This window comes from Scandinavium manionii (assembly GCF_024764775.1).
GTDB lineage: Bacteria > Pseudomonadota > Gammaproteobacteria > Enterobacterales > Enterobacteriaceae > Scandinavium > Scandinavium manionii.
The window spans coordinates 372,945-385,800 of sequence record NZ_JALIGC010000038.1; the positions used below are offsets into that span (position 1 = coordinate 372,945).

Genomic DNA, 12,856 nt, shown 5'->3' on the forward strand with positions numbered 1-12,856 from the left:
TTAGCTCTCTATCGCAACGCGGGCCGCATGCCGCGTTGCATTACTCACCGTTCCCGCATCCTGTAATTTCCCCTGTAGCAGCACATTCAGCACTGAGGCGCCCTGCCGGTTCAGCCGGTTTTGCAGTAAATGCACCGCTTCCACGCCCAGTTCGCGACACGGCACCGTCACGCTGGTGATGGGCTTCGCCAGTTCGTTATCGAGCCGCCAGTGAAAATCAGTGGTTATCAGCGAAATATCTTCCGGCACTCGCAGGCCGTGATGCGCCAGCACGCGCTGCACGCCGGTAGTCATGCTGGTGCTGCCGGGGAAAATCACCTGTGGCCACTCTTCACGCGGGGTTTTTGCCAGCCACTGCATCAGTGCCTGCTCGGATTCCTCGGCGGTAAAGCCTTCGGTGATAATCACATCCTTTTGCGCGTTGAACGGCACGTGATAGCGGCGATAGGCCTCTTTTATGCCATCCAGCCGGGCATACAGCGTTTCACGTCGAAGGGTAGTCATGCACAGCACGCGCCGATGGCCTTGCTCGAACAGGTAACGCATGGCGCTAAAACCAATGGCACGATGATCGGGAGAAACTGCATCAAGAATACGTTCTTTGTCGTTGGTATTAATTAATACGCAGGGTTTATTCAGGGTCTGCGCCAGCTTAAAGACGGTGGAATCATCGGTGCCGATAATAATTATCGCGTTAATATTCTTATTATTGGCTTTATCCAGGAAGACCTTAATATCCGCGTCCTGTTCTTCCAGGCCACAAAATGTCAGATACACATCATGCGGTTCAATGGCATCGGCAATCCCACGGGTCACTTCCTGATAGAAAATATCCCCACGCGCGGTAAAGGTTCTCGACGGCGCAAATACGGCAATGCCATTAATCAATAACCGCCCGCTGGCGAGTTCATCCAGCACGCCAAGCTTTCTGGCACAGCGAACAATCGCCTCCCGCGCCTGTTCGCTGGTATACGATTTTCCGCTTAGCACTCGCGAAACTGTACTGACGGAATATCCCGTTGCCGCCGCAATTTGGTCCATTTTCAGCTTGCCGGACATTATGTGACCTCGCTCGCAATCAATATCTGCAAATTTTTGCAGATACAGTCAACTGATTTTAAAACAGAATTTCCCATTGCAGGGAAAATTGATAATTAGCCTGCGAGCATTCTCACAAATTCCTTTTGTCTGTCCGTATCCCCTTACCTATTTTCGCTTTATCAGCCATCAACTCTGAATAAGGTATGACATGGAAAGCGTAAGATTCGGCATTATTGGTGTGGGTAATATCGGCACAGTTCACGCCCGCTATTTGCTGGCAGGCACGGTGAAAGACGCGCAACTGACCGCGGTGTGCGATATTGACGAGAAAAAGCACGACGCCATCCGTCAAATTGTGGGTGAGAAGGTCGACATCTTCAGCAACGCCCATGACATGCTGCGCAGTGGGCTTATCGACGCGGTGATCGTCGCCACGCCGCATTACGATCACCCGAGCCTCTCGATCCTGGCGATGCAAAACGGCATTCATACGCTGTGCGAAAAACCCGCCGGGGTTTACACCGCGCAGGTTCAGGAGATGAACGCCTGCGCCCGCGAGTGCGATGTGGTGTTCGGCATCATGTACAACCAGCGCCCTAACCCGCTGTATCAGAAGGTCAAAGACCTGATCGACCGCGGCGAACTTGGCGACATCCGCCGCTCTAACTGGATTATCACCAACTGGTATCGCTCGCAGAGCTACTACAACTCTGGAGGCTGGCGCGCCACATGGAAAGGTGAAGGTGGCGGCGTGCTGCTCAATCAGGACCCACATCAGCTCGATCTCTGGCAGTGGCTGGTCGGTATGCCGGTACGACTGCGCGCCTTCTGCCAGTTCGGCAAGCACCGTCAGATTGAGGTGGAAGACGAAGTCACCGCCTACGCCGAATATGCCAATGGCGCGACCGGCGTGTTCATTACCACCGTGGCGGAAACACCGGGCACCAACCGCCTGGAAATCGCAGGTACCCGGGGCAAAATTGTTGTCGAAGAGGGCAGGCTGCGTTTCTGGCGACTGCGCGAATCTGAAGACGCCTTCAATGCGCGCTGGCAAAACGGCTTTGGCGAGCCGGAGTGCTGGGAAGTCATCCTCCCCGTCGCCGCCGAATGCAGCGAACATCACGTGATAACCGCCAATTTCTGTGCCGCCATTCTGCGCGGCGAACCCCTTATCGCTCCGGGCCTCGAAGGCATTCGCGGCCTGACCCTTTCCAACGCCATGCACCTTTCCACGTGGACCGACAGCTGGGTCGATTTACCGTTTGATGAGCAGCGCTTCAAGCAACTGCTCGATGAACGCATCGCCGCCTCGGTGGAAAAACAGGTCGAGAGCCGCACCCTCGACGCATCCGGAACCTGGTAAGTAGGAGCCAACATGTTACGTGTCGCAATTGTCGGAACAGGGAACATTTCGCACAACCACATTCAGGGCTATCTGGAAATGGGCGCGCGCTGCCAAATTGTCGCGCTGGTCGATATCTACCCGGAAAAAGCACAGGAGAAAAAAACGCGCTACGGCTTGCAGGACGCCCGGGTTTACAGCAGCCATCAGCAGATGCTCGATGACGAACCGGACGTTGATATCGTGGATGTCTGCACCCCGCCGTACGTTCACGCGGAAATCAGCATCGACGCGCTGCACGCGGGGAAACACGTGCTGTGCGAAAAACCCATGGCCGCATCGCTGGAAGAGTGCGACGCGATGATTGCCGCCCAGCAGGCAAGCGGTAAAACGCTGTCGATTATCGCCCAGAACCGCTTTACCGACGCCTTCTGGCGCCTGAAAGCGGCGGTGGACTCCGGCCTTGCGGGGAAAATCTGCCACGCACAGGTCGATTCCTTCTGGTGGCGCGGCCATTGCTATTACGATTTGTGGTGGCGCGGCACCTGGGAAAAAGAAGGCGGCGGCTGCACGCTGAACCACGCCGTACACCACATCGACGCCATTCAGTGGATGCTCGGCTTCCCAAGCGAAGTGGTGGCAATGATGAGCAACGTCGCCCACGACAATGCCGAAGTGGAGGACCTGAGCGCCGCCATTTTCAAATACCCTTCCGGCGCGCTGACCCAGCTTACTGCCTCGGTGGTGCATCACGGCGAAGATCAGAAAATGGTGATTCAGGGTGAAAAAGCGCGAATCTCCGCGCCATGGGACGTTTTCGCCAGTCAGTCAGCAGACAACGGTTTCCCACAAGAGACCCATAACACGGCGCTGGAAGACCAGCTCGCCACGCTGTTTCAGACGACGCCAAGGCTACGGTGGACGTTGCACACCGGGCAAATAGACAACGTCCTCACCGCACTTGAACAGCAGACGTCGCCGTTAGTGGACGGCGTGCAGGGCAAGCGTTCGCTGGAAATCATCACCGCCATTTATAAATCAGCGATTACCCGCACGGTGGTGACGCTGCCAATTACGCCTGACGACGTCTTTTATCGGACCGGCGGCCTGACCGCGCGCGCGCCACATTTTTATGAAAAATCCGCCTCAGTCGCCAACTTCAGCGAAGTGGGCGCCATCCCGCTCGGCAAAAATTTCGATACAGGAGCAGCATGATGAACAAGAACGACGGTATGAATTACGCCCCGACCGGCAAACCTCAGCCGGTGGTGAAGCCTGGCGAGTTTGTTTTTGCCGCCGCCGCCCTCGATCACGGGCATATCTACGGCATGTGCAACGGGCTGGTTGAAGCCGGAGCGCAGCTGAAATGGGTGTGGGATCCGGACCCGGCGAAAGTCGATAAGTTTGTGCAGCAGTATCCGCAGGCCCAGGTTGCCACCTCGCTGGAAACGTTGCTTAACGACCCACAGGTGCAGCTTATCGCAGGCGCGGGCGTGCCGTCTGAACGTTGCGCACTGGGGCTGAAAGTGATGGCGGCTGGCAAGGATTACTTCGTCGATAAAGCGCCGTTGACCACCCTGGAACAGCTGGAAGATGCCAAAGCAATGGTGGCGAAAACCGGGCGTAAATACGCGGTTTACTACAGCGAACGCCTGCACGTGGAAAGCGCAGTCTTCGCCGGGCAACTGGTGAAACAGGGCGCGATTGGTCAGGTCATTCAGACGCTTGGCACCGGGCCACACCGCGAAGGCGAAGGCCGCCCGGACTGGTTTTACGAGCGGCGCTACTTCGGCGGCATTCTGTGCGACATCGGCAGCCATCAGATTGAGCAATTCCTGTTTTACACCGGCAATGAAGAGGCGCACATCGTCGCCAGCCAGGTGCGCAACGTCACGCATCCACAGTATCCGCAATTCGAAGATTTCGGCGATGCAATGCTGGCCGGGGCTAACGGCGCAACGGGCTATTTCCGCTGCGACTGGTTCACGCCAGCAGGCTTGCCAACCTGGGGTGACGGCCGCCTGACGCTGCTCGGCACCGAAGGTTATATCGAAATCCGCAAATACATTGACCTGACGCGCGGCGAACAGGACGTGGTGTATCTGGTGAATAAAGACGGCGAGCATCGCTATCCGGTGGCGGGCCAGGTAGGTTTCCCTTATTTCGGCGAGCTGATTAAGGATTGCCTGAACCGCACCGAAAACGCCATGAGCCAGGCGCACGCCTTTAAGGCCGCCGAGCTGTGCGTGAAGGCGCAAATGCTGGCCAACGCCGGACGATGAGGAGGCTGCGATGAAAACGCTGAATGCCGCCATTATCGGTTGCGGAGCCATTCACACCTGCCACGTTGAAGCACTACGCCAGACGCCTGGCGTGGCATTGCGGGCGGTGGTGGACGTCGACAAAGACAAAGGACTGGCGCTGTCCGCCGGGTATGGCTGCCATTTTTATCAGGACTACCGGGAGATGCTCTGTGATGTGGCCATCGACGCGGTGCACATCTGCACGCCGCATTACCTCCATAAACCGATGATTCTCGCCGCGTTGGCGGCAGGAAAACAGGTGTTCTGCGAGAAGCCGGTGGCGATGAACATGGCCGAAGTGACGGAAATACGGGAAGCAGAAATACAGGCTTCGGGGCAGCTCGGTGTCTGTTATCAAAATCGCCTGAACCCCACCAGCCTGGCGCTGCGTCAGCTGCTGGAGGAAAACACTATCGGGCGCGTGCTCAGTATCAACGCCTTCCTCACCTGGTCGCGTACTGAACCGTATTACGCCCACAGCGCGTGGCGCGGGCATTACGCCACCGAGGGCGGCAGCCTGCTGATCAATCAGGCCATTCACACCCTGGACTTGATGCAGTGGCTGGGCGGCGGCGTGACGCGCCTGAAAGCCGTGGTGGACTGCGCGCGGCTCGCCGACACCATCGACACCGAAGACACCGCCATGGCTACGCTCGATTTTACCGGCGGCGCGCGCGGGCTATTTTTCGCCAGCAACAATCACACCCAGGACGCGCCGTTGCAGCTGGATATCCACGGCGAAAACGGCGAGTTGCAGCTGCGCAATAACACGCTGTGGCACGTCGACGACGGCAAACGAGTGGAGATTGCCAGCGACGAAGCACCCTACGGCCACAGTAAACGCTACTGGGGAAACGGCCATATCAACGCCATTCGCCAGTTTTATGACGCCGTGCGCAGTGACAGTCACAGCGGCGTTACCGGCCTCAACGACGCGGCGAAATCGCTGCATCTGGTTGAGGCAATTTATCGTTCGTCACAATTACGACAATGGGTCACGTTGCCCGAATAACAATGCACTTGAGGCTGTAATAAGATGCGGCACGCACTGATGAGGCGTGTGCCATAACCAAACAAATCAGCACGAGAATAATAATATGGCTAAACCTACTGAACGCAGAGTGGGCTACGGCGTGGCAATTGGCTACGGCGTAACCGATCTTTTTGGCGGGGGTGCTTTTGCCGTAATCGGCACCTGGTTACTCTTTTTTTACACCACCTATTGTGGCCTGTCGGTTTTAGAGGCGGGCTCTATCTTCGCGATTGCCCGCGTTATCGACGCCATTTTAAGCCCGGTCATGGGCTACGTGACGGATAACTTTGGCGATACATGGCTGGGCCGTAAATTCGGTCGCCGCCGCTTTTTCCTGTTGTTAAGCGCCCCGCTGATGTTCCTGTATGCGCTGGTCTGGCTCACCGACATGAGCTACTGGTATTACCTCGGCACTTATCTTTCCATCGAGTTGCTTTCAGCGATGGTCCTGGTTCCGTGGGAAACGCTGGCCGCTGAAATGACCAACCGCTTCAGCGAACGTACCCGGCTTTCCGGCGTGCGCATGATGTGCTCCCAGTTTGGCGGCTTTCTGGCGGTTTCCATCCCCGGCGTGATTATGCAGTTTACCGGTAAGGACAACTCGTTTACCTACACCCTGACCGGCAGCATCTTTGCCCTGATCTTCTGTATTGCGGTCTTTACCACTTGGGCCTGTACCTGGGAAGCCAAAGATGTGCGCGAAGAGTATGAGTTTAAGCCCGAGAATAACCGGCAATCAGGGTTGTTCAATCACCTGAAATATCTGGTTATCGACCTTTTTTCATCGTTCAAAATCAAAGCCTTTCGCCAGCACATTATGATTTACATCTGCTCGTTCACCGCGATGGATGTCTTCGGGTCGGTCTTCACCTATTACGTCGTGTACGCACTAGGCCGCGATGCCGGGGCGGTATCGGGCCTGCTGACTATCGCTGCCTTTGTGTCTGTGCCGGGCACCTTCGGCTTTATGATGCTGATGAATAAGCTCAACATGACGCCATCCGGCGCGCTGCGACTCGCCTACAGCTGTATTTTCGCGGTGCTGGCGTTCTTGTTTGTGGTGTATATCAACGATCTCCAGGTGCCAACGTTGCTGTTCTCCGCCGTGTTTGTGGTACTCGGCGCGGCCCGTGCGGGGCTGTATTACATTCCATGGAACATTTACAGCTTCATTCCCGATGTGGATGAGATAGTCACTCGCCAGCGTCGCGAAGGTATTTTCGCTGGCGTGATGGTGCTGACCCGCAAAAGTACGGTGGCGCTGGCCATTATGCTTATCGGGATTGTGTTGCAGGAAAGCGGCTTTGTGAAAGGCGGCGGCGCTCAGCCGGAAAGCGCCCTGCACGCGATTATTGGGCTGATGATTTTCGCCACCTCCGGGCTGTTGGCGATAAGCTTCTGGATGACTTTCAAATTCAAACTCACCCAGGCATCGCACAGAACGCTGATAAAAGAGATAGCCCGTCGCAAACTTGGCGGCGCTTGCGAGGATTGCGATGAAGAGACACGCCAGGTCATTAAAGATTTGACCGGTCGGGCCTACAACGAAGTGTGGGACGCTACGCCGGATAAAAGCAAAAACGGTGCCGCTTTCGTGCCTGGAAGTTAACCTCTGGCGAATTTACAGTCCCTTACGCTATACTATCCCCGATATTGCCGGTCCAGAGCCTTCGGACCGGTTTTTTAAGCGTTCATCCAATTCAATCAACGACTCAACCATCCTTCCGAGGTTCTGACCTTAACGGTTAGAAAAACTATGTTAAACAGTATATTAATCATACTCTGCCTCATCGGCGTCAGTGCGTTTTTCTCGATTTCCGAGATTTCGCTTGCAGCTTCCCGCAAAATCAAACTGAAGCTGCTCGCCGATGAGGGCAATATTAATGCACACCGTGTTCTCAAAATGCAGGAAAACCCCGGTATGTTCTTTACCGTGGTGCAAATCGGTCTTAACGCCGTCGCCATTCTTGGTGGTATCGTCGGTGATGCAGCCTTTTCCCCGGCCTTCCACAGCATTCTTATTAAGTACGTTTCAGCTGAGCTTGCTGAGCAGATAAGTTTCATTCTGTCGTTCGTGCTGGTCACCAGTTTGTTCATCCTGATAGCTGACCTGACTCCGAAACGCATCGGTATGATTTCGCCCGAAGCCGTGGCTTTGCGGATCATCAACCCGATGCGCTTCTGCCTCTCAGTATTCCGCCCGTTGGTGTGGTTCTTCAACGGTATGGCAAACATGATTTTCCGCCTGTTCAAGCTGCCAATGGTGCGTAAAGACGACATCACCTCCGACGATATTTATGCGGTGGTGGAAGCCGGTGCGCTGGCTGGCGTGCTGCGTAAGCAGGAACACGAACTGATTGAGAACGTGTTTGAACTGGAATCGCGTACCGTGCCATCGTCGATGACGTCGCGCGAAAACGTTATCTGGTTCGATTTGAACGAAGACGAACAAAGCCTGAAAAACAAAGTCGCGCAGCATCCACACTCTAAGTTCCTGGTGTGTAAAGAAGATATCGATCACATCATCGGCTATGTTGACTCAAAAGATCTGTTGAACCGCGTGCTGGCGAACCAGAGTCTGGCGCTGGCGGGTGGCGTGCAGTTACGCAATACGCTGATTGTGCCGGATACCCTGACGCTCTCAGAAGCGCTGGAAAGTTTCAAAGCCGCCGGTGAAGACTTCGCAGTTATCATGAACGAATACGCGCTGGTGGTGGGCATTATCACCCTCAACGACGTGATGACCACGCTGATGGGCGACCTGGTCGGTCAGGGTCAGGAAGAGCAGATTGTAGCGCGTGATGAAAACTCATGGCTCATCGACGGCGGTACGCCGATTGAAGATGTGATGCGCGTGCTGGATATCGACGATTTCCCGCAATCGGGCAACTATGAAACCATCGGCGGCTTCATGATGTTTACCCTGCGCAAAATCCCGAAACGCACTGATTTCGTTAAGTTCTCGGGTTATAAGTTCGAGGTGGTGGATATCGATAACTACCGCATCGATCAGCTGCTGGTGACCCGCGTCGACAGCAAGCCCACGGTTCTGACGCCGAAACTGCCTGATGCCGAAGAGAAAGGCGCGGCATAAGTTTACGGCCCATAGAAACACTAACGGCTCCCTTTCGAGGAGCCGTTTTTTTTACTGCTTAATTACTGCATAGCACGTTGGTTGATTACGCCATCTCAGTTTGCAGACGCGTAACCTGACGGTTGATCTCGGACATGACAGAAAGATGCTGCTTGTCCTTCACTTTCGGGATAAGAATCTTACCCTTATCAAATTCGAAAGCGCCCACGTCCTTGATGTACAACCGTCCACGAAACAGGATCTTCACGTACTTAGCCACCTGAAGTGGGTTGTACCGTTGGAAAATTTTCATTGTTATCTCCTGCTGAGTCTTACGCCCTTGCGACTCCATAATCGGGTCCGCGTTCCGGGGCGCAAAATTAATGCTCTAAAACTATAGTCCATATCAACCGGGACACCCAGTCTGTAGAAGTTTATTTACCGTTTGATGACAGTAATTAAGAATAATCTATTCAGATTGGTGAATAAGTCAGTATAAGCCTTCATTTTTCCACGGTTATGTGCGGTCACCCGCAAACTGGCATCATGATTGCGGGAAAACCTCATCATTCGCACTTATCATTAAAGCTTAGAACCAAGTGGTCGGATCACCTGCATAAAATAAGGAAAACACCATGACTCTACGTAAGCTGATGGCGATTTCATGCCTGTTAATGCCGCTGATGGCCTCTGCGCATAATTTCCAGAACGGTCAACGGGTGCCCGCTGTGGGCATCGCGGACCGTGGCGAACTCATTCTTGATAATGATGATTTTAGCTATAAAAATTGGAATAGCTCGCAGCTTCCTGGCAAAGTGAGAGTTGTACAACATATTGCCGGTCGTACATCTGCCAAAGAGAAGAACGCCACGCTTATCGAAGCGATTAAGTCCGAAAAATTTCCGCACGATAAATACCAGACCACCACCATTGTAAACACTGATGACGCCATTCCAGGCTCGGGGATGTTCGTGCGCAGCAGCATTGAGAGCAATAAAAAGCTCTATCCGTGGTCACAGTTTATTGTCGACAGCAACGGACTGGCACGCAGCGCCTGGCAGCTTGAAGAAGGCAGTTCGGCCATTGTGGTGCTGAATAAAGAAGGCCGCGTGGAATGGGCGAAAGACGGGGCGCTGACACGAGAGGATGTGCAGCAGGTTATCGCCCTGCTGCATAAGCTACTCGGTCAGTAGATTGAGACCCGGAAGCCGGGGTTGAGAAACGCTTCACGCGGGGTGTAATCGAGGGTTTTTCCCTGCCAGTCGTGAACGTGCGCCCCGGCGGCCACCGCAACCGCGTGGCCCGCGGCGGTGTCCCAGACGTTGGTCGGCCCGAAGCGCGGATAAAGCTGCGCCTGCCCTTCTGCCACCAGGCAGAATTTAAGCGACGAGCCAATCGATGTGGTCTGATGCTCGCCAAGCTGCTGCAGATACTCCGTCAGCTCGCCATCGGCGTGCGAACGGCTGATCACCACCAGCGGCGGCCGGGCATCGCGCACGTGAATCTGGTTGCGCACGCCGCACTCTTCTTTCCAGGCCTTGCCTTCATGTGCGCTGTACATCACTTTCATCACGGGCGCATAGACCACGCCGAGCACCGGTTTCCCCTGTTCAATCAGGGCGATATTGACCGTGAATTCTCCGTTGCGCTTGATAAACTCTTTGGTGCCATCGAGCGGATCCACCAGCCAGTAGCGCTGCCAGTGCTGGCGCACGTCCCACCCCGGCGGGTCTTCTTCTGACAGCACCGGAATTTCCGGCGTCAGGGCGTTCAGCCCGCTGACTATCACTCTATGGGCCGCAATATCCGCTGCCGTCACCGGAGAGTCATCAGCTTTGCTGACGACGTCCATCGGCTGTGCCCCATCGTAAACCTGCATAATGGCATCACCTGCTTTCCGTGCAAGCTGACATACTTGTTCCAGCATTTTCCACCTCGTGTTAAGTAGAGTGGCGTTAACTCGTTGTTTTATTTATATCCTATCGCGACCGATTGCGCTATCTGTGAAGCGTTACCCGTTTCCTCGCGCAATTTTCTGGCAACCTTCACACTTCTGTAAGCAACAGGATGTATACCCTTTTGTCTTTTGTGCCCTCGATCAATAAAAGGCCCCCTCTGATGATTAAGTTTAGCGCAACGCTCCTTGCCACGCTGATTGCCGCAAGTGTTCAGGCTTCGACCGTGGATTTGCGGATCATGGAAACCACTGACCTGCACAGCAACATGATGGATTTTGACTACTACAAAGATTCCGCCACGGAGAAGTTTGGTCTGGTGCGCACCGCCAGCCTGATCAATGCCGCGCGGGGTGAAGTGCAAAACAGCGTGCTGGTGGATAACGGTGATGTGATTCAGGGGAGTCCGCTCGGCGATTACATGGCGGCGAAAGGGCTCAAATCGGGCGATGTCCATCCGGTTTACAAGGCGATGAATACGCTGGATTACGCGGTGGGTAATCTTGGTAACCACGAATTTAACTACGGACTGGATTACCTGCACAAAGCAATCAATGGCGCGAAATTCCCGTACGTTAATGCCAATATCATCGACGTTAAGACCAAAAAGCCGCTATTTACACCGTATCTGATTAAAGAGACCCAGGTTGTCGACAAAGACGGCAAGCCGCAGACTCTGAAAATTGGCTATATCGGTTTTGTGCCGCCGCAGATAATGATTTGGGATAAAGCCAATCTTAGCGGCAAAGTGACGGTGAATGACATTACCGAAACTGCCCGCAAGTATGTGCCTGAAATGCGTGAAAAAGGTGCCGACGTGGTCGTGGTTATCGCCCACTCAGGCCTCTCCGCCGACCCGTATCAGGCGATGGCGGAAAACTCCGTTTACTATCTCAGCCAGGTTCCAGGCGTCGATGCGATCATGTTTGGCCACGCCCATGCGGTGTTCCCGTCGAAGGATTTCGCCAACATCAAAGGGGCGGATATCGACAAAGGTTTACTCAACGGCGTTCCGGCGGTGATGCCTGGCATGTGGGGCGATCACCTCGGAGTGGTGGATTTGGTGCTGAACAATGATGGCGGTAAATGGCAGGTGTCGCAGGCCAAAGCCGAAGCGCGGCCGATTTATGATGCCGTCGCCAAAAAATCCCTCGCCGCTGAAGATCAGAATATGGTGAAGGTGCTGAAGGCCGATCACGACGCAACTCGCGCTTTCGTCAGCAAGCCTATCGGTAAATCGTCCGACAATATGTACAGCTATTTGTCGCTTGTGCAGGACGATCCCACCGTTCAGGTGGTGAATATGGCGCAGAAAGCCTACGTGGAGCACTTTATTCAGGGCGACCCGGACCTGGCGAAACTGCCAGTGCTTTCCGCCGCCGCACCGTTTAAAGCCGGTGGACGTAAAAACGATCCGGCCAGTTTTGTGGAAGTGGAAAAAGGCCAGCTCACCTTCCGTAACGCCGCCGATTTGTATCTCTACCCGAATACGCTGGTGGTGATGAAAGTCAGCGGCAAAGAGGTGAAAGAGTGGCTGGAGTGCTCCGCCGGGCAGTTCAACCAGATTGACGTGACCAGCAGCAAACCGCAGTCACTGATCAACTGGGACGGTTTCCGCACCTATAACTTCGACGTTATCGACGGCGTGGATTATCAGATTGATGTCAGCCAACCCGCGCGCTACGACGGCGAATGCCAGAGCATTAACCCGAAAGCAGAACGCATCAAAAACCTGACCTTTAACGGCAAGCCTATTGACCCAACCGCAACCTTCCTGGTGGCGACCAATAATTACCGCGCTTACGGCGGCAAGTTTGCCGGAACCGGCGACAGCCATATCGCTTTCGCCTCACCAGATGAAAACCGTTCGGTGCTGGCGGCGTGGATCGGGGCGGAGTCGAAAAAACAGGGCGAAATCCATCCGGCAGCGGACAACAACTGGCGCTTAGCGCCGATTCATTCGGCCACACCGCTGGATATTCGTTTTGAGACGTCACCGACGGAGAAAGCCGCGGCGTTTATCAAAGACCACGCGCAGTATCCGATGAAAAAAGTCGGCACCGACGATATTGGTTTTGCGGTGTATCAGCTTGATTTAAGCAAGTAACT

11 protein-coding genes are annotated in these 12,856 nt (G+C 54.6%); 8 read left to right on the top strand and 3 right to left on the bottom strand.

The window, feature by feature from the left end; genetic code table 11:
* The gene (locus MUU51_RS13610; RefSeq protein WP_159774926.1) at positions 1-1,059 is read right to left on the bottom strand and encodes a LacI family DNA-binding transcriptional regulator; all 1,059 of its coding nucleotides are present in this window, start codon (positions 1,057-1,059) and stop codon (positions 1-3) included.
* A gap of 190 nt (positions 1,060-1,249) precedes the next feature.
* On the opposite strand from MUU51_RS13610, the gene MUU51_RS13615 reads away from it, so the two are divergent.
* The 6 genes from MUU51_RS13615 to paeA all read left to right on the top strand — a co-directional run bounded on the left by MUU51_RS13615 (position 1,250) and on the right by paeA (position 8,813).
* Positions 1,250-2,404 carry a Gfo/Idh/MocA family protein gene (locus MUU51_RS13615; RefSeq protein ID WP_258967938.1) on the top strand — a complete coding sequence of 385 codons (1,155 nt, stop codon included), beginning with the start codon at positions 1,250-1,252 and terminating at the stop codon, positions 2,402-2,404.
* Positions 2,405-2,416: 12 nt separating this feature from the next.
* The gene (locus tag MUU51_RS13620; protein ID WP_159774930.1) at positions 2,417-3,598 is read left to right on the top strand and encodes a Gfo/Idh/MocA family protein; all 1,182 of its coding nucleotides are present in this window, start codon (positions 2,417-2,419) and stop codon (positions 3,596-3,598) included.
* Complete coding sequence (locus tag MUU51_RS13625; RefSeq protein ID WP_258967999.1) at positions 3,598-4,665, top strand: Gfo/Idh/MocA family protein; 1,068 nt, start codon at positions 3,598-3,600, stop codon at positions 4,663-4,665. The genes MUU51_RS13620 and MUU51_RS13625 overlap by 1 nt, the downstream gene beginning before the upstream one ends.
* Before the next feature lie 10 nt (positions 4,666-4,675).
* Positions 4,676-5,698, top strand: a complete 1,023-nt coding sequence (locus MUU51_RS13630) for a Gfo/Idh/MocA family protein (protein ID WP_258967939.1) — start codon at positions 4,676-4,678, stop codon at positions 5,696-5,698.
* 85 nt (positions 5,699-5,783) lie between these two features.
* The gene (locus tag MUU51_RS13635; protein WP_159774934.1) at positions 5,784-7,328 is read left to right on the top strand and encodes an MFS transporter; all 1,545 of its coding nucleotides are present in this window, start codon (positions 5,784-5,786) and stop codon (positions 7,326-7,328) included.
* Positions 7,329-7,475: 147 nt separating this feature from the next.
* Positions 7,476-8,813, top strand: a complete 1,338-nt coding sequence (paeA, locus tag MUU51_RS13640) for a polyamine export protein PaeA (protein ID WP_110510899.1) — start codon at positions 7,476-7,478, stop codon at positions 8,811-8,813.
* An 85-nt stretch (positions 8,814-8,898) separates the two neighbouring features.
* Here the strand turns inward: paeA and MUU51_RS13645 are convergent, their stop codons facing one another.
* Positions 8,899-9,105 carry a DUF1107 domain-containing protein gene (locus MUU51_RS13645; RefSeq protein ID WP_110510900.1) on the bottom strand — a complete coding sequence of 69 codons (207 nt, stop codon included), beginning with the start codon at positions 9,103-9,105 and terminating at the stop codon, positions 8,899-8,901.
* A 322-nt stretch (positions 9,106-9,427) separates the two neighbouring features.
* On the opposite strand from MUU51_RS13645, the gene MUU51_RS13650 reads away from it, so the two are divergent.
* A complete protein-coding gene (locus tag MUU51_RS13650) occupies positions 9,428-9,985 on the top strand; it encodes a YtfJ family protein (protein ID WP_159774936.1) in 558 nt (185 codons plus the stop codon).
* On the opposite strand, the gene cysQ is transcribed toward MUU51_RS13650, so the two are convergent.
* The gene (gene cysQ / locus MUU51_RS13655; protein WP_159774938.1) at positions 9,979-10,719 is read right to left on the bottom strand and encodes a 3'(2'),5'-bisphosphate nucleotidase CysQ; all 741 of its coding nucleotides are present in this window, start codon (positions 10,717-10,719) and stop codon (positions 9,979-9,981) included. The two genes, MUU51_RS13650 and cysQ, sit on opposite strands and share 7 nt — an antisense overlap.
* 191 nt (positions 10,720-10,910) lie before the next feature.
* On the opposite strand from cysQ, the gene MUU51_RS13660 reads away from it, so the two are divergent.
* Positions 10,911-12,854 carry a bifunctional 2',3'-cyclic-nucleotide 2'-phosphodiesterase/3'-nucleotidase gene (locus MUU51_RS13660; protein WP_159774940.1) on the top strand — a complete coding sequence of 648 codons (1,944 nt, stop codon included), beginning with the start codon at positions 10,911-10,913 and terminating at the stop codon, positions 12,852-12,854.
* Positions 12,855-12,856 lie beyond the last annotated feature (2 nt).